This is a genomic window from Nocardia sp. NPDC057353, assembly GCF_042667085.1.
In the GTDB taxonomy this organism is placed as follows: Bacteria; Actinomycetota; Actinomycetes; order Mycobacteriales; family Mycobacteriaceae; genus Nocardia.
The window spans coordinates 39,426-59,964 of record NZ_JBHVAK010000042.1 but is presented as its reverse complement, the minus strand read 5'-3'; the positions used below and the strand labels follow the sequence as shown (position 1 = coordinate 59,964).

Here is a 20,539-nt window from a genome sequence, read left to right as displayed (position 1 = left end):
CAGCGGGCACCGGCGGCCGGGCCGCGGTCCGCCGCGACGGGCCTGGCACCGGCGAGCGCGGCAGGCAGGGCGGCCCGCCCGGCCCGCCGAACCGGCGCGACGGCGGCGGGCGCGGCGGCGGTGGCCGCGGCGGCGACGGCCAGCGCAAGAAGAAGTTCCCGTGGAAGATCGTGCGCCGCACCCTGTACGTGCTGGTCGCGCTGATGATCGTGGTGCCGAGCGCGGTCTTCCTCGTCGCCTACAGCACGGTCTCGGTGCCCAAGCCGGGCGACCTGGAGACCAACCAGGTGGCCACCATCTTCGGCGCCGACGGCACCACCGTGCTCAGCAAGGTGATCCCGCCGGAGGGCAACCGCACCGAGGTCGGCATCGACCAGATCCCGCCGCACGTGCGCAATGCCGTGATCGCGGCCGAGGACCGGGACTACTACTCCAACCCCGGCTTCTCGCTCTCCGGCTTCGCCCGCGCCGCCAGGGACAACCTGCTCGGCAAGGAGAGCGCGGGCGGTGGCTCGACCATCACCCAGCAGTACGTGAAGAACGCCATGGTCGGCGACGAGCGCTCGCTCACCCGCAAGATGCGCGAGCTGGTCATCTCGGCCAAGATGGCGCGCCAGTGGAGCAAGGAGCAGATCCTCGCCGCCTACCTGAACACCATCTACTTCGGCCGCGGCGCGTACGGCATCGACGCCGCCGCCAAGGCGTACTTCGGCAAGCCGGTGCAGGAGCTGACGGTCTCCGAGGGCGCGGTGCTCGCCGCCACCATCCAGCTGCCCTCCGCGCTGGACCCGGAGAAGAACCCGGACGGCTCCAGGTCGCGCTGGAACTACGTGCTCGACGGCATGGTCACCGGCGGCAACCTGCAGCAGGCCGAGCGGCAGTCCATGCAGTACCCGGCGGTGGTCCCGCTCGCCTCGCTCACCGACAACGACCTGGACCAGGGTCCGGAGGGGCTGGTCAAGACCCAGGTGCTGCGCGAGCTCTCCGCCGCGGGCATCAGCGAGCAGCAGCTGAACACCGACGGCCTGCAGATCACCACCACCATCGACCCGCAGATGCAGGAGGCCGCGGTGAACGCCGCGCGCACCAAGATGGAGGGTGAGCCGGAGCAGCTGCGGGCGGCCGTGGTCTCCATCGACCCGCGCACCGGCGCGGTCCGCGCCTACTACGGCGGTGAGGACGGCCAGGGCTACGACTTCGCCAATGCCGGGCTGCAGGTCGGCTCGTCGTTCAAGCCGATCGGCCTGGCCGCGAACCTGGAGCAGGGCATCCCGCTCTCGCAGATGTACGACAGCTCGCCGCTCTCGATCAACGGCATCAAGATCACCAACGTCGAGGGCGAGCAGTGCGGCACCTGCACCATCGCCGAGGCGCTCAAGCGCTCGCTGAACACCAGCTTCTACCGGATGCAGCTGGACATGCAGAACGGGCCGCAGAAGATCGCCGACATGGGGCACAAGCTCGGCATCCCGGAGTCGCTGCCCGGCGTCGGCCAGACGCTGACCGAGCCGGACGGCTCCGGCCCGAACAACGGCATCGTGCTCGGCCAGTACCAGGCCAGGGTGCTCGACATGGCCTCGGTGTACGCCACCTTCGCCGCCTCTGGGATGTACCACGCGCCGCACTTCGTCTCCAAGGTGGTCACCGCCGACGGCACCACCCTGCTCGACCGCGGTGACGTCCCCGGCGAGCAGCGGGTCTCGGCGGCGGTGGCGGACAACGTCACCGCGGCGATGAAGCCGATCGCGGCCTACTCGCGCAACCACGGCCTGAGCGGCGGCCGGGAGTCGGCGGCCAAGACCGGTACCGCCCAGCTCGGCGACACCGGCGAGAACAAGGACACCTGGATGGTCGGGTACACCCCGTCGCTGTCCACCGCGGTCTGGGTCGGCAGCACCGACAACTCGCCGCTGCGCAACTACGGCGGCGCCATGATCTACGGCTCCAGCCTGCCCTCCGACATCTGGAAGGCGACCATGGACGGCGCGCTCAAGGGCACGCAGAACGAGACCTTCCCGAAGCCGGCGCCGATCAAGGGCCAGGCGGGCGTGCCGGAGTGGACTGCCCCGTACACCCCGCCGTCCAGCACCGAGCCGGAGCCGCTCGTCCCGCCGGTGGTGATCACCCCGTCGCAGGTGGAGATCCTGCCCGGCATCACGATCCCGGTGCCCGGCGTCGCGCCGCAGACCCAGCAGCAACGCCCCCAGCAGCAGCAACAACAGCCGGACGCGGGGCCGCTGCCCGGGCAGCCGATGGCGCCCACCGGCACCCCGGCGCCGGGCGCGGGCGGCAACGAGGACTCGGAGGGCGGCAGGCCGAACGGCTCCCGGTAGCCTCGGTTTCCGTGACCGAGCAGCAGGTGGCCGCGGACCGGGCGGCAGGCGGTTCCGGGCAGGCGGAGCCGCCCGGCACCGGCCCGGAGGCGGTGTACCAGCCGCTTCCCGGCTACATCTCGCCCGGTCCGTTGGCGCCGGATCTGCGCTCGGCGGACGGGCGGGACAAGCCGAGCCGCAATGATTCGCTCGCCGCGCAGCTCAGCACGGTGGTGGGCGGCCCGGTCGGCGACCACGCGCTGATCGGCCGGGCCAGGTTCTGGACGCCGCTGCGCGTGCTGCTCGCCTTCGCGGTGCTCTTCCTGGCGCTGGGCTGGTCCACCAAGGCGGCCTGCATCCAGCAGACCGCGGACGGCAACGGCCAGCTCTCGCTGGACTGGAACGACGGCCGCCAGTACGTGGCCATGTGCTATTCCGACACCGTGCCGCTGTACGGCGCCGAGCGGCTGAACGAGGGCGCCTTCCCGTACAAGAAGTACTGGATCGAGCAGACCCCGGAGGGCGGCACCGAGGTCAGGTACATGGAGTACCCGGTGCTCTCCGGGCTCTACCAGTACCTGTCCATGCGGATCGCGAAGACCTGGGACATGCTGCCGCTGCCCGGCGCGCTGCAGGTCGTCATCTACTTCAACGTGGTGGCGGTCGGGCTGGCGCTGGCCTGGCTGGTCACCGTGTGGGCGACCACGCTCTCCGCCGGGCGCCGGCCTTGGGATGTCGCGCTGCTGGTGTGCTCGCCGCTGGTGATTGTGCACGCCTTCACCAACTTCGATGCCCTGGCCACCGCCTTCGCCGCCACCGGGCTCCTGGCCTGGGCCCGGCGCAGGCCGGTGCTGGCCGGGGTGCTGCTCGGGCTCGGCGGCGCCGCCAAGCTGTACCCGCTGCTGCTGCTCGGGCCGCTGGTGCTGCTCTGCCTGCGCGCCGACCCGCTGCACCGGGCCGCGGGCGGTGGCCGCACCGGGCCGGGGCTCGGCTCGGTCCGCGATCCGCGCACCTTCCGCGACTGGTGGGACGGGCGGCGGCAGTGGCTGGCGGTGGTCAGCGCGCGCCCGCTCGGCGCGGCCGGGGTCACCGTGGCCGCGGCGCTGCTCACCTGGGCGCTGGTGAACCTGCCGATCGCCGCGCTCTACCCGCAGGGCTGGCGCGAGTTCTTCCGGTTGAACACCACCAGGCACGCCGACCCGGACTCCATCTACAACGTGATCACCTCGTTCACCGGCTGGCCCGGCTTCGACGGCGAGCTGGCGCACGGGCAGCCGCCGAGCATCCTCAACATGGTGTCGCTGGCGGCGTTCGCGCTGGCCTGCCTCGCCATCGGCTACGTGGCGCTCACCGCGCCGCGCAGGCCGCGGCTGGCCCAGCTCTGCTTCTTGGTGATCGCCGCGTTCCTGCTGACCAACAAGGTATGGAGCCCGCAGTACTCGCTGTGGCTGATCCCGCTCGCCGTGCTCGCGCTGCCGCACCGCCGCGTCCTGCTCACCTGGATGACGATCGACGCCCTGGTCTGGGTGCCGCGGATGCTCTACTACCTGGGCACCGACCGCAAGGGGCTGCCCGAGCAGTGGTTCACCGGCACGGTGCTGCTCCGCGACCTCGCGGTGCTCGTCCTCTGCGCCCTCGTCGTCCGGCAGATCTACCGCCCGGACGAGGACCCGGTCCGCCGCGACTACGCCGACGACCCCGTCGGCGGCGTCCTCGACCGAGCCCCCGACCCCCTGCTCCCCTGGCTCCCCGAACGCCTCCGCCCCAAACCCGGCCGGGTCTGAAACTCCCTACACACTCCGCAGGTACCGCGCCTGCCTGCCCGGTTCCTGCGGGAGCAGGTCGAGGGCCAGCTCCCAGGCCGACCCGGTCCACGGGTCGAAGAGCGGGGTGCCCTCGATGGTCGGCAGGTGCCTGCAGGACTGGGAGAGCGCGGCGAGCGCGCTCTCGGACGAGCTCGACTCGTTCGAGCCGACGAAGACCACCGAGAGCCCGATCAGCGCGCCGCGCAGCACCAGCGCGGAGAGCCGCTGCACGTCCATGCTCTGGTACCCGTGCGGGAAGTCGGCGGCCACCAGGATGCGGTGCTCGGTGGGCGGCACCCCGGCGCCGCCGCTGAGCGCCAACTCGGCCAGCTCGGCCGCCTCGACCAGGGACTGCAGCCGAGCCGAGATGTCGGCGTGGTCGGTGATCGGCGGCGCCTCCAGCACCGGGGCGAGCAGCGGGGTGAGGTTGCGGAGGCCCTGGCTCAGGTCGATCAGGTCGACGACGGTGCGCCGGTCGGGGACCGCGGCGATCAGCCTGGCCAGCAGCGCGCCGACCACCGGGGCGACGGCGGCGGTGGACTCGGTGTCGATCCAGAGCGGCCGGTTCAGCGGCACCGGCACGCAGTACGGCACCCGCAGCGCGCCGCGCTCGATGGCGTACAGCTCGCCCAGCCGGATGCCGTCCGAGGCGGCGGGCGGGCGGTCCCAGGCGGGGGCCTCCCAGGAGGCGAGCGCGGGCGGGAGCAGCCGGTCCGCCTCGGCCAGCTCGTTGAGCAGCTGTTCGCTGTCCCTGCGGTGGTTGGCCTCGGCGATGCCGACCAGCTCGTCGTAGCGGCGCTGCGCGAGCTGCCGCGCCTGCTCGGCGGCCGGGGTGTTGCGGGTGGCCGGGTCCGAGACGGCGGCGGAGAGCTCCTGGTCCAGCCGCTTGTCGGCGTACTCGCGGGCAGCGATCAGGGCGGCCGCCGAGCGCGCGGCGTCCTCGAAGATCATCCAGATGCGCTCCAGGCCGTGCGCGACCTCGAGCGGCACCGGTGCCGCCGCGGGCGCGGCGCCGCGGTGCGCGGGTCCGCCGGGGGCGGCACTGCCGGGCGCGACCCCGCCGGCAGCGGCGGCCCCGCCGGGCGGGGTGGAGCCGGCAGGCCAGGTGCCTCCCGCGCTCGCCGAGGCGGGCGCCGCGATGCCGTGCGCGGGGAGCAGCGCGGCCATTCCGCCCGCGTACCCCTGCCCGACGGCGCGCAGCTTCCAGCCGCTGCCGCGGCGGTACACCTCGAAGCAGATCAGCGCCGTCTCGCCCGCCGAGGGGGCGACGGTGAACCGGGCGATCCCGGCACCGTCCACCCCGGTCAGCACGGCATCGACGGCACCGAGCCCGCCCGGCGGCAGCGGCACCGCCGGGTCGGCCGCGACCACGAGCAGCACCGCCTGCGCGTCGGCCCGCACGGCGGGCGGGTCGACGACGACGGCGGTGCCCGCGAGCGAGACACCGGGCGCGGCCGGGCGCTCGGCGGACACGTGATCCTCCGGGCCGGTGACCCGCAGGTTGTCCGCCACCACCAGGGCCGCGAAGCGCAGCGCGGCGCCCGCGGACGCCTCGAAGCGCACGGCCCCGCCGGTGAGCGGGATGTTCTGCCCGGCCTGCAACTGGATCACGACATCCGCTCCGCTCAGCTGTTCACCAGGAACCGGCCCAGCTGCGGGACCGCCTCACCGGGGTGCTTGGCCTGGAATCCCTCACCGAGCGCGGCGAACTTCCAGTCGCCGCCCACCCGGTAGATCTTGGCCATCGCCATGGCGGTGAACGGCATCCCGCCCGCCAGGGTGAACCGCGCCAGCTCGGCGTTGTTGCTGCCGTCGACCAGGCGGCAGAAGGCGTTCTGCACCTGCTCGAAGGAGTGCCCCTTGTAGGAGGTGACGATGAAGAGCAGCGTGCTGACGTGCGCGGGCACCCGGGTGAGGTCGACCAGGATCACCTCGTCGTCGCCCTCGCCCTCGCCGGTCAGGTTGTCACCCTGGTGCCGGACCGAGCCGTCCTTGGAGCTGAGCTGGCCGTAGTAGGCGACGTCGACCAGGTTGTTGTCGGCGAACATGGTCACCGAGGCGTCCAGGTCGATGTCGACGGTGCGGCTGCCGAACATGCCGCGGGTGCGCACCGGGTCCCAGCCGAGCCCCATCTTGACGAAGGTCAGCTGGGCGCCGCCCTCCTTGCGCAGCGTGACCCGCTGCCCCTTCTGCAGGCTGACCGGCCGGTCCTTGCTCAGGCTGACCTCGGCGGGCGGCTGCTGCGGCGGCGCGGCGGGCGGGTAGCCGCCCTGGGCGGGCGGCGCATACCCCGGCTGGGGCTGCCCGCCCTGCGGCGGGTAACCACCCGGGCCGCCCTGCGGCGGGGGCGGGTAACCACCCGGCCCACCCTGGGGCGGGGGCGGGTAACCACCGGGCCCACCCTGCGGCGGCGGGGGATACCCACCCGGTCCACCCTGCGGCGGCGGGTACCCGCCTGGCACCGACTGCTGCGGCGGCGGGTACCCCTGGGTCGGCGCGGACTGCTGCGGCGGCGGGTAGCCCTGCGTCGGCTGCGCGACCTGGGTCGGCGGGGGCGGCGGCGCGCTCTGGGTCTGCGGGGCGGGCGAATCGTCGACGCTCACACCGTGATCGGTGACCAGCGCGGCGAACCCGCCCGCGTAGCCCTGCCCGACCGCGCGCACCTTCCAGGCGCCCTGGCGCCGGTACAGCTCCAGCGCGATCACGATGGACTCGCTGGCCAGGCCGTCGATCCGGTACTCGAAGAGCTGGTTCCCTGACGCGTCGGAGACGATCGCGGTCGGCGCGGGGAACCGGCCGAAGTTGCTGTTCGAATCCTCCAGCGTGATCACCGCGCGGATCTGCGCGATGTCCGGCGGGACCTGCGCGAGCGAGACCGCGAGCGCGGCGGGCCCCCCGGCCGCCGGAACGAGGTTCACGCCGGGACCGCTCGGCTGGTTGAAGAAGACGAAGTCGGCGTCGGTGCGGACCTTCCCCTGTTCGGTGACGAGCAGCGCGGAGAGATCCGCGGGAGCCGTGAGCTGGATGGAGACCACGACGTCGGTGACTGCCAGTGGGCCGTTCTGGCCTTTGGCGAGTGATGCGGACAAGTTCGACCCTTCGCTTGTCGGTGCGTTCGAAGCCACTCTACGAGAATCGCCCGCGGCCGCGGGCGTGTGAACACCTGTGGACGAATCGGCACCTGTGCACAACCGTGGTTCGCGAAGACCGCAGGCCACAGCCGGATCGGTTAGTGTGTCGCTCGCACGGAACACCGCGGAGCCTCCGCCGTTCCCCCGAGACCACAGGCGACTTCCTATGGCACAGCTGTTCGAGCAGTCGAAGAAGGTGATCGAAGCCCATCTCGCAGGCACCAGTGTCCGCGCGATCTCCGGCTCGATGATCGCCTACGAAGGAAACGTGCAGTTCAAGTCCGCGGGCTTCGGCGGCGGCGACGGCGTCCTCGCCGGGCTCAAGCGCCGCGCCACCGGCGAGAAGCTGTCGCTGATGGAGTGCGGCGGCAACGGCCGGGTCTTCTTCGCGGTGAACGGGCAGAACGTCACCGTGGTGAACCTGAACAACGAGACGCTGCAGGTGGAGTCGCAGCAGCTGCTCGCCTTCGCGGGCAACCTGCGCACCGACATCCGCTTCGCGGGCGTCGGCGGCGCCTCCGCCGGGCAGGGGCTCTTCACCACCACGGTCACCGGGCAGGGCCAGGTCGCGCTGCTCTCCGCGGGCGGCCCGCTGATCCACCTCGAGGTCAGCCCGCAGTACCCGCTGATCGTCGACCCGGACGCCTTCGTCGCGGCCCAGGGCAACCTCAACCAGTCCTTCGTCACCGACGTCTCGTGGCGCACGGTCATGGGGTCGGACGCGGGCGAGGCGTTCTCGCTGCGCTGGGACGGGCAGGGCGTCGTACTGATCCAGCCCGCGGAACGGTAAGGGGCGCTTCCATGTTCGAGAAGGTCAACGGCAAGGTCGTCAAGGTCAACGTCGGCATGGCGGGCGGCGTGGTCGCGCGCAAGGGCGCCATGCTCTTCTACACCGGCGACGTCTCGTTCGCCCCGCACCAGGTCGCCGGGATGGGCGGCGGCGGGATGGGCGGTATGGGCGGCGGCATGATGCGCATGGCGGGCCGGATGATGGCGGGCGAGCACGAGAGCACCATGCTGGCCCAGGGCAACGGCGAGGTGCACTACGGCCTGGCCGGGCTCGAGGTGCACGTGGTGCAGATGCAGCCCGGCGCGGTGCTCCGGGTGGAGGCCTCCCGGCTGCTCGCCAACTCCGCGCAGCTGCAGAGCTCGGTCGTCTCGGTGGCGAGCTCGAGCAGCGGCGGCGGTGGCGGCGGCGGCATCATGGGCGCGCTGCGCGGCGCCGCCTCCGGCGCGCTCACCGGGCAGGGCATGTTCACCACGCAGCTCAGCGGGCAGGGCTCCGCGGTGCTGCTCGCGCACGGCGGCTTCCTGGAGCTGCAGGTGGGCGGGCCGAACCCGATCGTGGTCGACCCGCAGGCCTTCGTCGCCGCGTACGGCAATGTGCAGACCGAGCTGAAGACGGCGATGAGCTGGCGGGACGCGGTGGGCCGCGGGGCCGGCGAGGCGATGCAGCTGCACTGCGTCGGCCAGGGCATCGTCTACGTGCAGGCCTCCGAAGAGAAGTTGTGAGCCATGAGCCAGATCCTGAACCCCATGAATCTCGGTGAGAGCGACAACATCCCGGGAAACAGCTACGCGTACTCGATCGACCTGAACAAGCCGTGGTTCATGCGCAAGGGCGCGATGATCGCGTACTACGGGCAGATGAACTTCCAGGTGCTCACGCACGGCCTGCACGGCGGGCTGCTGCACATGGTGTCGCAGCAGTTCTCCGCCCCGCTCTTCACCAGTGACTACGTAGTGGCCGAGGGCCACGGGAAGCTGATCATCGGCGACCGCGGCTACGACATCAACTCCTACGACCTGGACGACGGCAACCTCACCATCCGCGCGGCCAACCTGCTCGCCTTCGAGCCGGGGCTCTCGCTGAACCAGTCGATCGTGCCCGGCTTCCTCACCCTGATCGGCACCGGCAAGTTCCTCGCCTCCTCGAACGGCCCGGTCATGTTCGCCGAGCCGCCGCTGCGGGTGGATCCGGAGTCGCTGGTCGGCTGGGCGGACTGCCCGTCCCCGAGCCACCACTACGACCAGCGCTGGATCACCGACTTCCTGGCGGCGGGCGCGGCGCGGTTCGGCGTCAGCTCCGGCGAGGAGCGGCAGTTCGACTTCACCGGCGCGGGCACCGTGCTGATCCAGTCCAGCGAGAAGGTGCTCAGCGATTCCCAGGTGGTCCGCACCATCGAGGGGCAGCTGCAGAGCGGGATGACGGTCGGCGGGTTGCAGCGGTTGCAGGGCGTGATCGCCCAGCAGCTGGCCGGGCAGCAGCAACAGTATTGAAAACGGCTGCGCGCCGGTATATTCGGGCGCGCTCCGCCGATCGGTTCGGCGGGCCGCGGAATCCGCGGCAGCAGCACGACACGAAGGACGAGGATGTCGATCCGCCGCGCCGGTAGGCGAACCATGGTCGCGGCGGTGCTCGCCGCCTGCCTGCTCGGGTCGGGGAGCCAGGCGCTCGCCGAACCGGCACCGGCCGCCCCGAACGTGGTGACCGCGGAGGTGGTCGCGCCCGGCGGCTCGTACGTGAAGAAGGTCGAGGCGCTGGACGCGCGCAATGTCCGGCTGCACATCCACTCGGCCGCCATGAACAAGACCCTGCTGGTGGATGTGCTGCGGCCCGCCGACACCTCGGTGCCGCGGCCCTCGCTGTACCTGCTGAACGGGGCGGGCGGCGGCGTCGACTCGGCGTCCTGGCAGCGGATGACCGACGCGCTGGAGTTCCTCGGCGACAAGAACGTCAATGTCGTGCAGGTCATCGGCGGTGCCTGGACCTTCTACACCGACTGGAAGTCCACCGACCCGGTCCTCGGCGTGAACAAGTGGCAGACCTACATCAGCCAGGAGCTGCCGCCGCTGATCGACTCGGTGCTCGGCACCAACGGGGTGAACGCCATCGCCGGGCTCTCCATGTCCGGGGTCTCGGTGCTGAACCTGGCGATCGCCAACCCCGGGCTGTACCGCAGCGCGGCCGTCTACAGCGGCCTGGCGCAGACCAGCGACCCCATCGGCCAGAACATGGTGAAGCTGACCGTGGAGACCTGGGGCGGCGGCGACGCCGAGAACATGTGGGGCCCGGCGGACGACCCGCTGTGGAAGGCGAACGACCCCATCCTGAATGCCGAGGGGCTGCGCGGCACCGACCTCTTCGTCTCCACCGGCACCGGGATCCCCGGCGTCTACGACGAGCCGGGCGGGAAGTTCCGGCTGGAGAAGCCGGAGGACACCCCGCAGACCGTCGCCATCGGCGCGGTCATCGAGGCGGGCGTGCTCTGGTCGACGCACAACCTGGACAACCGCCTCCGCGAGCTCGGCATCCCCGCCACCTTCGTCTACCGCGACAGCGGCACCCACTCCTGGGGTTACTGGCAGGACGACCTCAAGGCCTCCTGGCCCCTCCTGGAAAAGGGTTTGAACTCCCAGCCCTGACGGGCGGCAGTACCCGGCCGAGGCGCGGGGCCGCGGCCCCGCGCCGAGTGGGGTGTGGGCCACGGTTTCCCGCCCCCGCGCGGGGTGCCGCCCACGGCCTTTCGCCCGGGTGGGGTGCGGGGTAGGCCAACAGGCCTACCCCGCTAATCTTTTCGCCGCCGTGGCGGCGGACGCACGGACGCCGGTGTGGAACCACTCCACCATCTCCGCCCCCGCATCGGCCCCCCGCGACTCCGTCAGCACGAGATTCGGGCTGGTCCAGCCCAATTCCTCCAACTCCCCGTGCCGCGGCCGGACCGCGAAATCCGCCGACGCCAGTAACTCGGCGTCCAACGCCCCGTCCCCCGCGGCGAGCAGCGGCGCGTCGGCCGCCAACTCCCCCTCCTCGACCAACCTCCTCCGCACCTCGGCGACAGCGACGCTCTTGCACACCGCCTGCGGCATGGCATAGATCTTCCGCCCCTGCTGCGAGGCCCCCCACCCGTGCGCCCGGCACCACCCGTCCCACTCGGCGAGGAACCCCGCGGGCATCGCCGCCACATTCACCACCAGGTAGCAGAAGAGATCGTCCGCCTCCCGAAACTTGAGCACCCAGGAATCGTCGATCCGCCGCAGCAGCTCGGCCCTGACCTCGGCCAACCCGGCCCCACCTGCCGCCGCCTCGCGCCCGGCCCGCGCCCGCCACGCCGCGTCCGGCTCCCCGTCGACCAGCACATTCCCACCGTTGCTTGTCACCGCGTACCGGAACGGCCCGCCGGGCAGCGCGATCCGCCGGTACTGCTCGATGGTCCGCGTTGTGGTCGGCAGCACGACGGCGAGCCGCGCCAGCTCCCGGAGCCGCGCCCCGGCCCGCTCGGTCAGGTAGGAGATCGGCTCACCGTCCAGGTACTCCACGCAGACCAGCTCGTCGGCATCGCCGCTCGCCGCCCGCGAGTAGATCATGGTGCGGTCCAGATCGGTGGCCACCAGGGCCGGTAGAGCAGAACTCACTGCACATCCTTGATCAATCCCATGCACGAATACGCCAGGTCGGGCACGACCTCCACCGGAACGCCCCTGGCCGCGGCCAGCATCCGGATGTGCGCGTGCTCCGGCGCCTCGAGGTCGCGCACCAGCACCCGCCACGGCACCCGCCGCAGCAGCACCCGCGTGGTCTCCCCGACCCCAGGCTTGACGAAGTTCACCGTGCCGATCCCGTACTCGGCGCGCACCCGCTCCACCGACGCCCACCCGGTCCAGGTCGGGGTGCGGTCGCCCGCCCGCACCGCCGCCACCTCGGCGGGCACCCGGTCCCGCACGGTGTCGAAGGCGGCGGTGACCGTGTCGAGCAGCCTGCCGGAGACGTCGTCCGCGGCCAGCTCCCGGTAGAACTTGGCGCCGTGGAAGTCGCGCGGGCCGATCAGCTCGGCGTTCAGCACGGTCCGCGAGACCAACCCGGAGACCGTGGAGTTCAGGCAGGCCGAGGCGATGAGGAAGTCGTCGCGGGTGCCGAAGGTGCGCACGCAGTGCCCCGGATCGGCGAGCACCGCGAGCTCGTCGTCGAAGCGCGCCCCACCGGCGGCGCGGTAGGCGTCGAGCGCGGCGGTGAGCTCCCTGGCGATGGCGCCCTTGCCGGTCCAGCCGTCCACGAAGACCACCGCGGCGGGGTCGTGGTGCGCCGCCAGGTAGTCCAGCGCCACTGCGTCGATGCCTCGATCGCGCACGATGGACACGGCGTAGTGCGGCACCTCCAGCGCCGGGGCTCGGCGCTGGAGCCAGCGCCGCATGAGGATGCCGATCGGCGTCCCCGCCCTGGCCAGCGAGGCCAGCACGATGTCGTCGCCGCGCTCGGCGACCACCAGCTCGGCCACCGTGCCGACGGCGAGCGCCAGCCGCTCGGCGCTGTCGGCCAGCACCTTCTCGAAGAGCTCGCGGTAGGCGGCGTCCGGCTGGAACTCGATCGGCAGCGACTCCGCGTAGTGCGCGACCCCGGCCTGGATCCGGCGCTCCCGCTCGGCCACGTCGGCCTCCAGGTCGACCGCGGAGAGATCCTTCAGCAGCCAGGCCACCTCGTCGGCGGCGTACGAGCCGAAGTCGGGGCCGTACAGCGGCTCGGGCAGCGCGCGGGCGGCGCGCAGCACCCCGGGGTCGGCGCCGGGCAGCACCGCGACCAGCACGTCGGCGCCCGCGGCGGTGAGCACGTCGAGCAGCCCGCCCGCGGCGGTGAGCGCGGGGGTCTCCGCGGGCTCGTCCAGCACCAGGACCAGCAGCGGGTCGGCGCCGGGCCAGGCCGCGTTGTAGAGGTAGCGCGGCGCGTCGTCCGGCTCCGGCGCCGTGAAGCGGAAGCCGCGGCGCAGCGGGTAGTCCGGCTCGTCCAACACGTAGGCGGGCGAGCGCGTCGTGGTCTGGAACCGGGCGGGGATGCCCGCGGCGGCCAGCGCACCGGCCAGCCGCAGCGGCAGGTACATGAGCTCCTCGTGGCCGATCACGACGACCGGGCGGGCGGGGTCGAGCCCGCCGCGCAGCTCCGCGGCCGCCGCGGCCAGCGCCTCCTCGAAGCAGGCCCGGTCGGCGCGCAGGAAACCGTGCCGCCCACCCTCGGGAACCCCGGCGGGCCACGGCAGCCGTACCCGCGCCACCGAACCCCGCCGCTCGGCGACCGGGTTCAGCCGGTGCTCGGGCAGCGCCGCCACCGCGGCGGGCAGGTCGGCGGGCACCTCGGCGCGCCCCGCCGCCAGGCACACGGTGTCGATCCTGGCGCCCAGCTCGGCGGCGGCCGCCTCGACCTTCGCCCGGTCCTCCCGGCTGCGCATGTCGACCAGGCTGGCCAGCACGTAATGCGTGCGCGGCGCGAAGCGGTGCAGCGCGCGCAGCGCCTCCAGCGCCGTTTTCCCAGTGGAGATCTCGTCGTCGACCAGCACCAGCGGCAGCCCCTCGGCGAAGACCCCGGCAGGCTCCGGCTGCAACAGGTGCGAGGTGGCGTGCGAGTGCCCCTCCTCGAAACCGGCGAGCGTGCTCGCACCCGGCACCGCGCGGCGCGTGGAGTGCAGGTAGCACCTGGCGCCGATGCGGGCGGCGACGCAGTGCCCGAGCCCGGTCGCGGTCTCGGCGAAGCCGAGGACAACGGCGTCGCCGTCGCCGAGCCGGGCGCGCACCAGGTCGCCGAGAAGGTCACCCGCGCCGAGCACGACGGCGGGGTCGGTCGGGATGTGCTTGCCGAGCACGGTGGAGACGAGCAGGTGCGCCCGGAGCGGGTTGCCCCGGCGCAACCCCGGTTCGATCAGGGCGGGCACGGTGGCCGGGAAGGGCAGCGCGCCCGCGGCCTCGACCCCCGCTTCGTGGTGCACCTCGAAGCCGAGCCGCGCGGCGGTCCCGCTCATTCGGTCACCAGCGCGGTGAGCAGGTCGACGAAGGAGACGCCCTTGTTCGCCACCCCGAAGACCCGCGCGCGCAGCACGGTCTGCCTGGCCCAACTGCGGTGCGGGCGCATCTCGTTCATCTTGTTCCGGTAACCGGAGGCGGCGACCCCGCCGACGTCGGCGCGCAGGATGTCCTGCGCGTCCGAGTACTCCTCGTGCGTCACCACCGAGAGCGCGTGCACGGCGGCCACGTGCGACGGGTGGATCACCGTCTTGCCGTGGATGCCGTTGGCCCGGTCCAGCGTGATCTCCCGGAGCAGCCCGTCCAGGTCCCGGCTCACCAGGGACTGCCGGAACTTCACCGCGTCCGACTCCTCGAAGGGCGCGGTGCGCAGCAGCGGCCGGAACATCCGCTCGTGGTCGGCGAAGTACTCCCACACCGGGCCGGTGATCACGAAGCCGGAGCCGTCCGCGCGGCCCAGGTAGTTCACGATGTCGGCGATCACGTCGGCGACCACCCTGACGTCGTAGATGGTGAGGTCGCGGTCGCGGCGGATGCCGAAGGTGGCGCACATGTCGGTGGCGCCGACCCGCACCGCGAGCACCTGCTCCCGGTGCGCCGCCAGCAGCTCGGCGATCCGGCCGAGCTCGATGTCCCTGGTCTGCCGGTGCACCAGCGCCGCCGATTCCAGCACCGGCATGGCGTACACGGTCCGGCCGAGGCGGTGCGTCGCCGCCGCCAGCGCGGCGAAGTACGAGGGCCCGGAGCGGCTGTCGAACTTGGGGAAGACGAAGCCGGTGAGCACGGCGGCGCCGGGGCCGAGCGCGTCGGCGAGCTCGGTGATGGTGGCGGCGTCGCGCACCCGGACGAAGAGCATGGGGTTCGGGTCGGGGTCGCCCGCCAGCTCGTCCAGCACCGCGACGGCCTGCGCCTTGGCCAGCTCCACCTCGTGGTCGGCGACCGCGTCCTCCAGGTCGATCACCATCGAGCAGACGCCGCGCGCACCGCGGCGCCGGATGGTGGCCGCCAGGTCGACCCTGGTCGCCGGGGCGTAGAGCGTCGCGCCGAGCGCGATGGCGAGCAGTTCCCGCTCGTCGCTGTCGCCGAACGGCTGCGGCCGCCGGTGGAACAGCTCCGGCGCCCGCCCCGCGGGCAGTTGCCGGAAGTGGCACAGCGGCTTCCGTTTGCGCAGGGAGACCTCCTGCGCGACGGCAACGCTCGCGGTCATCGCGGCCCCGTCCTCATCCTCGTCGTTGTCCTGGTTCTTTCCGCATTCGATCCACCACGCCTGCGATGAATTCGGCGATGGTGTCGAGCTCTGTGACGTATGCCCAGTAGTTCGGGTGCCTACCGGTCAACGCGGCGACGGCACGATCGATCCGGTCGATCTGGGCATCGAGTACCGAACCCCATTCGGCGACGAGCCCCCGGCTCACCGCGAGCATCTGCGCGTCCCGCAGCCGGAATCGTACGGCCTCGGCCTTCTGATTCGGGTTCGCGGCGACCTCGCGCAGCAGGGCGAGTCGCCGGGTGACGGCATCCACCTGCTGCTCGGCCGCGGCCAGGCTGGCGCGCGCGGAAGTGGTCAGTTCAAGCGCGGTCTCCGGATCGTGCTCGGCCGCCGCCGCCCTGGCACCGGCGAGTGCGGTGGCAGCGGCGGCGACGGCCTGCTGGCTCTCCCGCTCATTGTTGGTCAGATCGGCGGAACTCGCAGCGTTGAACTCGCGCAGCAGCGCCGAGTAGGCCGCGGCCAGCCCCTCGGCCCTGGTCCGCACCGCGGCGATCCTGGTGGTCACCGAGGCGATCGCGTTGGCCGCGGCGCCGCGGCGAGAAGGGGCCTGCGCCAATGCTTCCGACAGCAGCGCGGTCACCTCGCGCAGCGCCCCCGCGGCGGCGCGCACCCGGCCCGGCCCGGCCGTGGTGGCCGCGGCGAGTGTGAGCAGCGCCTCATCCACCGCCGCGACCCCGGAGCGAATCGAGCGGTACCCGGCGTACTCCGAGCTCGCGGCGGCGGCGAGCACCCGCTCCGCCTCGGCCCGCACCTCCTCGGCGAACCGCGGCACCGCGCCGAGCACCGCCACCGCGTCCTCCAGCCGGGCCCGGTTGGCGTTCCAGAACTCGTCCACCGCGCGCGCCGCCTCGGCCAGCTGCCTGGTGACCTGCTCGGCGCGCACGGCGCCGCCAGGCACCTGGGTGTCGTCCCGCTCGGCCGCGTCCAGGTCGTCGTTCAGGGCCAGATACGCCTCCGCCGCCGCGTAGCAGCGGTTGCGGACCGGTTCCCAGCCCCTGGCGAGCGCCGGGTCCGGCCGCACCTCCGCGACCGCGTGCACCGCCGAATCGGCCGCGCTCTGCCTCCGGTCCATGTCGAGGAAGGCCGCGACCAGACCGGTGCGAGCCTGCTCGATCCATTCGTTCCGCCCCGACGAGCGGAACCATCCACGCCTGCGGCCTGCCACGCCCCGATCGTAGGAGATCCCCGTCTGCCTGGTTCCTACGCAAGTTCGCCGAAACCTACTAGTGTCGATGGCGTACCCGGCGATTCGGACATGTCGGGGTCACACACCGACCATCGAAAGGGATTCCCGCATGGGTGTCAGTTTGTCCAAGGGCGGCAACGTTTCGCTGAGCAAGGCAGCCCCCAACCTGACGGCCGTCGCGGTCGGCCTCGGCTGGGACGTTCGGACCACCACGGGCACCGACTTCGACCTGGATGCCAGCGCGATCGCGACCGGCGCGGACAAGAAGGTCGTGTCCGACCAGCACTTCGTGTTCTTCAACAACCTCAAGTCCCCGGAGGGTGCGATCGAGCACGCCGGTGACAACCGCACCGGCGAGGGCGAGGGCGACGACGAGGTCATCAACGTCGACCTGGCCAACACCCCGGCGAACATCGAGAGCATCGTCTTCCCGGTCTCGATCTACGACGCCGAGACCCGCCAGCAGTCCTTCGGCCAGGTGCGCAACGCGTACATCCGGGTCTCGGACCGCAGCAACGGCGAGGAGCTGGCCCGCTACGACCTGTCCGAGGACGCCTCCACCGAGACCGCCATGGTCTTCGGCGAGCTGTACCGCAACGGCGCCGAGTGGAAGTTCCGCGCCATCGGCCAGGGCTACGCCTCCGGCCTGTCCGGCATCGCGCGTGACTACGGCGTGAACGTCTGACGAACGACCACGTGTGAGGGGGCCCGGAAACGGGCCCCCTTCTCGTGCGATACCGCCCCCGGTGGACAATGCCCAGCGGCGCGTTCACGCTGAACGGCGGCGAAGTACGGCTCCGACAACGAAAGGTCCCACCGGTGGTCCTGCGCATATTCGGCCTCTCCGGCCTCATCACAGTGCTGTCACTGGTTGCGGCCTTCCTCTACGGAGGCCCCACCGCACTGTTCCTCTGCGCCATCCTCGGCATCCTCGAGGTATCGCTCTCCTTCGACAACGCCGTCATCAACGCCACGGTGCTGCGGCGGATGAGTGAATTCTGGCAGAAGATCTTCCTCACCATCGGCATCCTCATCGCCGTGTTCGGCATGCGGCTGCTGTTCCCGCTGGCCATTATCTGGGTCACCGCGGGGCTCAACCCGGTCGAGGCCTTCGACCTGGCGCTGAACCCGCCCGCGGACGACGCCGCCTACTTCCCGGACGGCAGCCCCAGCTACGAGACGCTGATCACCGACGCGCACCCGCAGATCGCGGCCTTCGGCGGCATGTTCCTCGCGCTGCTCTTCCTGAACTTCATCTTCGCCGAGCGCGAGATCACCTGGCTCTCCTGGATCGAGCGCCCGCTGGCCAAGGCGGGCAAGCTCGACATGCTCTCGGTCGTGGTCGCGGGCATCGCCCTCGTGCTCACCTCCGAGTTCCTCGCCCACGACGAGGACCGCGCCACCGTGCTGCTGGCCGGGCTGCTCGGCATGATCACCTACATCGCCGTCGACGGCCTCGGCTCGATGTTCCACACCGAGGAGTTCGAGGAGGACCTCGACACCGCGGGCAAGGAGCTCGAAGGCAAACCGGTCGACAAGAGCGGCCCCTCGGATCTGGCCAAGGCCACCGGCAAGGCGGGCTTCTTCCTCTTCCTCTACCTGGAAGTCCTGGACGCCTCGTTCTCCTTCGACGGCGTCATCGGCGCCTTCGCCATCACCGCCGACCCGATCATCATCGCGCTCGGCCTCGGCCTGATCGGCGCCATGTTCGTCCGCTCGATCACCGTCTACCTGGTCCGCCAGGGCACGCTCTCGGAGTACGTCTACCTCGAGCACGGCGCGCACTGGGCCATCGGCGCGCTCGCCACCATCCTGCTGGTCTCGATCGGCGTGCACATCAACGAGATCATCACCGGCCTGGTCGGCGTCGCCTTCATCGGCGCCGCGCTCTGGTCCAGCGTCCGCCGCAACCGCAAGGCGCTCGCCGCGGTCGGCGGCGAGCGGGAGACCAGCCCGGTCGCCTGAGCACCCGCACCTCCGACCCGCCCCGGAGCGGCAGCGAATTTTCGCTGCCGCTCCGGTCATTTCCGGGGTCGCGCGCGTTAGGCTCGGTGCCACCTGACCACCGTGTCGAGTTGGAGGGGGATCGCGATGGCGGCCGACAACCGGGCCGGATCCGGCGGCGTCGAGGAGAACAAGGTGACGCTCTCGAAGGCGGCGCCCAGCGTCGATCTCGCCAAACCCGGGGAAGCGCAGGGGGTTCTGCGGGTCAACCTGCGCTGGGCCAGCGGCAAGCCGCGGCTCTTCCGCCGCGGCCGCTCGATCGACCTCGACCTCGGCTGCCTGTACGAGCTCGCCGACGGCAGCAAGGGCGTCGTGCAGGCGCTCGGCAACAACTACGGCTCGCTGCACGCGCCGCCCTTCATCGAGCTGGACGGCGACGACCGCAGCGGCGGCTCGGTCGGCGGCGAGACCATGCGGATCGATCTGGGCCGCCCCGAGCAGTTCCGCCGGGTGCTGATCTACGCCTTCATCTACGAGGGCGTCCCGAACTGGGCGGCCGCGGACGGCACCGTCACGCTCGTCCCGACCAGCGGCCCGCAGGTCGAGGTGCGGCTGGACTCGCCGGTGGACGACGCCCGCTCCTGCGCCATCGCGCTGCTCACCAATACCGGCGGCCGGATCTCGGTGCGCCGCGAGGTGAACTACATCAACGGGGCCCAGCAGGCGCTGGACGAGGCGTACGGCTGGGGAATGCAGTGGCGGGAGGCGCGGAAGTAGCCAGGTCGTCGCGGACCGCGGCCCGCAGGAACAGCACGAAGAACACCGCGAGCAGCACCGCGCGCCCCCACACCCCGAACTGCACCACGTTCTCCAGCGGCTCGACGCCGTCGCCGGTGCCGAGCGCGGCGAAGTAGCGGAAGACCCCGACCCCGATCGCCACATCCGCCACCAGGTAGGCGCCGACCAGCGGCCACGGCACCACCAGCAGCACCAGGAACGGCACCAGCCACAGCGTGTACTGCGGGCTGTGCACCTTGTGGAAGAGCAGGAAACCGCAGAGCATCGCGCCGCTCACGCCGACCCACGGGTACACCCCGGTGGTCCGCGCGCGCCGCCACCCCAGCCAGAGCGCCAGCGCGAACGCGGCCAGGATCAGCGCGGGCGAGGCGAGCGAGACCGCGTCCTGGAAGCGCTCCTCGCCCGCGCTGCTCGCCGGGTAGAGCGGGCGCAGCCCCCAGTACCAGAGCGAATTCGTGGTGATGTCGGCCCGGCGCAGCTGCTGGAAGGCGAACGACGCCCGCCAGCCCTCGAACCCGGCCAGCGCGAACGGCAGGTTCACCAGCAGCACGGTGCCCGCCGCCGCGGCGCCGGTGAGCAGCGCGCCGCGCAGGTCCCGCTTCCCGCCCGTGCCGCCGGTGAGCACGTACGCCATCAGCGGGAGCACGAAGATGCCCGGATACAGCTTGAGACAGAACCCGAGCCCGAGCAGCACCGCGGCCACCACCCCGCGGGTGCGCAGCGACCAGCGCGGCACCGTGACGACGTAGACCGCCGCCACCGCCGTGCAGACCACGGGGAGCTCCCAGTTGTGGAAGGCGTAGAGCAGCAGCGGAGTCCCGATCGCCCACAGCAGCGCGGCCGCGCCCGCCATCCGGGCCAGCATCCAGGCGGTGAGCAGCGCGAACGGCGCGAGCAGCAGCGCCGACCAGCGCAGGAAGTCGGCGTCGGTCTGCGCCGGGATCGCTCCGAGCCACATCAGCACCCCGCTCAGCACCGGGTACTCCACCACGCCGCCGATCAGCGCGCCGTCCGGGGTGATCGCGCCGTGGATGTAGGGGAAGACGTGGTTGTCGATGTCCCGGCCCAGCCAGAGGAACTGGATGTCGGAGTAGCAGACCTCAGTGTCCTTGGCGATGTCGAACACCGCGCTGCGGCCGTCCGCGCCGAACGGCGGGCCCGCGCACCTGGCCTTGTTCAGGTAGCCGAGCACGAGGGTCAGGGCGCAGAGCAGCAGCACCGTCGTCGCGAGGGCCGCACGGCGGCTGACCCGGCGTCCGATCGGCATGGAACCCACCCTAGAGGAGGGGTTCCGGTGGGGACGGGCT

At 72.0% G+C, this 20,539-nt stretch carries 16 protein-coding genes; 9 read left to right on the top strand and 7 right to left on the bottom strand.

Annotated elements, in window-relative coordinates:
* Both ACFUUZ_RS21370 and ACFUUZ_RS21365 read left to right on the top strand, forming a co-directional pair.
* A partial coding sequence (locus ACFUUZ_RS21370) for a transglycosylase domain-containing protein (protein WP_378698798.1) occupies positions 1-2,333 on the top strand: 2,333 nt, incomplete at its 5' end.
* A gap of 92 nt (positions 2,334-2,425) precedes the next feature.
* Complete coding sequence (locus ACFUUZ_RS21365) at positions 2,426-4,096, top strand: glycosyltransferase family 87 protein (protein WP_378698802.1); 1,671 nt, start codon at positions 2,426-2,428, stop codon at positions 4,094-4,096.
* A 6-nt stretch (positions 4,097-4,102) separates the two neighbouring features.
* On the opposite strand, the gene ACFUUZ_RS21360 is transcribed toward ACFUUZ_RS21365, so the two are convergent.
* Both ACFUUZ_RS21360 and ACFUUZ_RS21355 read right to left on the bottom strand, forming a co-directional pair.
* The gene (locus tag ACFUUZ_RS21360; protein ID WP_378698796.1) at positions 4,103-5,728 is read right to left on the bottom strand and encodes a TerD family protein; all 1,626 of its coding nucleotides are present in this window, start codon (positions 5,726-5,728) and stop codon (positions 4,103-4,105) included.
* A 14-nt stretch (positions 5,729-5,742) separates the two neighbouring features.
* Positions 5,743-7,206 carry a TerD family protein gene (locus ACFUUZ_RS21355; protein ID WP_378698794.1) on the bottom strand — a complete coding sequence of 488 codons (1,464 nt, stop codon included), beginning with the start codon at positions 7,204-7,206 and terminating at the stop codon, positions 5,743-5,745.
* A gap of 208 nt (positions 7,207-7,414) precedes the next feature.
* Here ACFUUZ_RS21355 and ACFUUZ_RS21350 point away from each other — a divergent pair, with 208 nt between their 5' ends.
* The 4 genes from ACFUUZ_RS21350 to ACFUUZ_RS21335 all read left to right on the top strand — a co-directional run bounded on the left by ACFUUZ_RS21350 (position 7,415) and on the right by ACFUUZ_RS21335 (position 10,674).
* Complete coding sequence (locus ACFUUZ_RS21350; RefSeq protein WP_378698792.1) at positions 7,415-8,038, top strand: AIM24 family protein; 624 nt, start codon at positions 7,415-7,417, stop codon at positions 8,036-8,038.
* An 11-nt stretch (positions 8,039-8,049) separates the two neighbouring features.
* Positions 8,050-8,760, top strand: a complete 711-nt coding sequence (locus ACFUUZ_RS21345) for an AIM24 family protein (RefSeq protein WP_378698789.1) — start codon at positions 8,050-8,052, stop codon at positions 8,758-8,760.
* A 3-nt stretch (positions 8,761-8,763) separates the two neighbouring features.
* A complete protein-coding gene (locus tag ACFUUZ_RS21340) occupies positions 8,764-9,528 on the top strand; it encodes an AIM24 family protein (protein WP_378698787.1) in 765 nt (254 codons plus the stop codon).
* 93 nt (positions 9,529-9,621) lie between these two features.
* Entirely contained in the window at positions 9,622-10,674 is a 1,053-nt protein-coding gene (locus tag ACFUUZ_RS21335; RefSeq protein WP_378698785.1) for an alpha/beta hydrolase, read from the top strand.
* A gap of 135 nt (positions 10,675-10,809) precedes the next feature.
* Here ACFUUZ_RS21335 and ACFUUZ_RS21330 read toward each other — a convergent pair whose 3' ends face one another.
* From ACFUUZ_RS21330 to ACFUUZ_RS21315, 4 genes are read right to left on the bottom strand one after another with little or no spacing between them, the layout of a single operon-like run.
* Positions 10,810-11,616 carry an HAD family hydrolase gene (locus ACFUUZ_RS21330; RefSeq protein ID WP_378698800.1) on the bottom strand — a complete coding sequence of 269 codons (807 nt, stop codon included), beginning with the start codon at positions 11,614-11,616 and terminating at the stop codon, positions 10,810-10,812.
* 44 nt (positions 11,617-11,660) lie between these two features.
* A complete protein-coding gene (locus tag ACFUUZ_RS21325) occupies positions 11,661-14,033 on the bottom strand; it encodes a phosphoribosyltransferase (protein ID WP_378698783.1) in 2,373 nt (790 codons plus the stop codon).
* Positions 14,030-15,241 (bottom strand): HpcH/HpaI aldolase/citrate lyase family protein, encoded by a 1,212-nt coding sequence (locus ACFUUZ_RS21320; protein ID WP_378698780.1) that lies wholly within the window; start codon positions 15,239-15,241, stop codon positions 14,030-14,032. The genes ACFUUZ_RS21325 and ACFUUZ_RS21320 overlap by 4 nt, the downstream gene beginning before the upstream one ends.
* A 13-nt stretch (positions 15,242-15,254) precedes the next feature.
* On the bottom strand, positions 15,255-16,469 hold the full coding sequence (locus ACFUUZ_RS21315; RefSeq protein WP_378698778.1) for a hypothetical protein: 1,215 nt from the start codon (positions 16,467-16,469) through the stop codon (positions 15,255-15,257).
* Between the two features lie 130 nt (positions 16,470-16,599).
* Here ACFUUZ_RS21315 and ACFUUZ_RS21310 point away from each other — a divergent pair, with 130 nt between their 5' ends.
* The 3 genes from ACFUUZ_RS21310 to ACFUUZ_RS21300 all read left to right on the top strand — a co-directional run bounded on the left by ACFUUZ_RS21310 (position 16,600) and on the right by ACFUUZ_RS21300 (position 19,211).
* Positions 16,600-17,175 carry a TerD family protein gene (locus tag ACFUUZ_RS21310; RefSeq protein ID WP_378698776.1) on the top strand — a complete coding sequence of 192 codons (576 nt, stop codon included), beginning with the start codon at positions 16,600-16,602 and terminating at the stop codon, positions 17,173-17,175.
* Positions 17,176-17,309: 134 nt separating this feature from the next.
* On the top strand, positions 17,310-18,455 hold the full coding sequence (locus ACFUUZ_RS21305; protein WP_378698774.1) for a DUF475 domain-containing protein: 1,146 nt from the start codon (positions 17,310-17,312) through the stop codon (positions 18,453-18,455).
* 126 nt (positions 18,456-18,581) lie between these two features.
* Positions 18,582-19,211 carry a Tellurium resistance gene (locus ACFUUZ_RS21300; protein ID WP_378698772.1) on the top strand — a complete coding sequence of 210 codons (630 nt, stop codon included), beginning with the start codon at positions 18,582-18,584 and terminating at the stop codon, positions 19,209-19,211.
* Here the strand turns inward: ACFUUZ_RS21300 and ACFUUZ_RS21295 are convergent.
* A complete protein-coding gene (locus ACFUUZ_RS21295; protein WP_378698770.1) occupies positions 19,141-20,499 on the bottom strand; it encodes a hypothetical protein in 1,359 nt (452 codons plus the stop codon). The genes ACFUUZ_RS21300 and ACFUUZ_RS21295 overlap by 71 nt on opposite strands.
* Positions 20,500-20,539 lie beyond the last annotated feature (40 nt).

Excerpts from the sequence above, each read along its gene's own strand:
- ACFUUZ_RS21350 (WP_378698792.1), top strand. The coding sequence starts at position 7,415 with ATGGCACAGCTGTTCGAGCAGTCGAAGAAGGTGATCGAAGCCCATCTC.
- ACFUUZ_RS21345 (WP_378698789.1), top strand. The coding sequence starts at position 8,050 with ATGTTCGAGAAGGTCAACGGCAAGGTCGTCAAGGTCAACGTCGGCATG.
- ACFUUZ_RS21340 (WP_378698787.1), top strand. The coding sequence starts at position 8,764 with ATGAGCCAGATCCTGAACCCCATGAATCTCGGTGAGAGCGACAACATC.
- ACFUUZ_RS21335 (WP_378698785.1), top strand. The coding sequence starts at position 9,622 with ATGTCGATCCGCCGCGCCGGTAGGCGAACCATGGTCGCGGCGGTGCTC.
- ACFUUZ_RS21330 (WP_378698800.1), bottom strand. The coding sequence starts at position 11,616 with ATGATCTACTCGCGGGCGGCGAGCGGCGATGCCGACGAGCTGGTCTGC.
- ACFUUZ_RS21325 (WP_378698783.1), bottom strand. The coding sequence starts at position 14,033 with ATGAGCGGGACCGCCGCGCGGCTCGGCTTCGAGGTGCACCACGAAGCG.
- ACFUUZ_RS21320 (WP_378698780.1), bottom strand. The coding sequence starts at position 15,241 with ATGACCGCGAGCGTTGCCGTCGCGCAGGAGGTCTCCCTGCGCAAACGG.
- ACFUUZ_RS21310 (WP_378698776.1), top strand. The coding sequence starts at position 16,600 with ATGGGTGTCAGTTTGTCCAAGGGCGGCAACGTTTCGCTGAGCAAGGCA.
- ACFUUZ_RS21300 (WP_378698772.1), top strand. The coding sequence starts at position 18,582 with ATGGCGGCCGACAACCGGGCCGGATCCGGCGGCGTCGAGGAGAACAAG.
- ACFUUZ_RS21295 (WP_378698770.1), bottom strand. The coding sequence starts at position 20,499 with ATGCCGATCGGACGCCGGGTCAGCCGCCGTGCGGCCCTCGCGACGACG.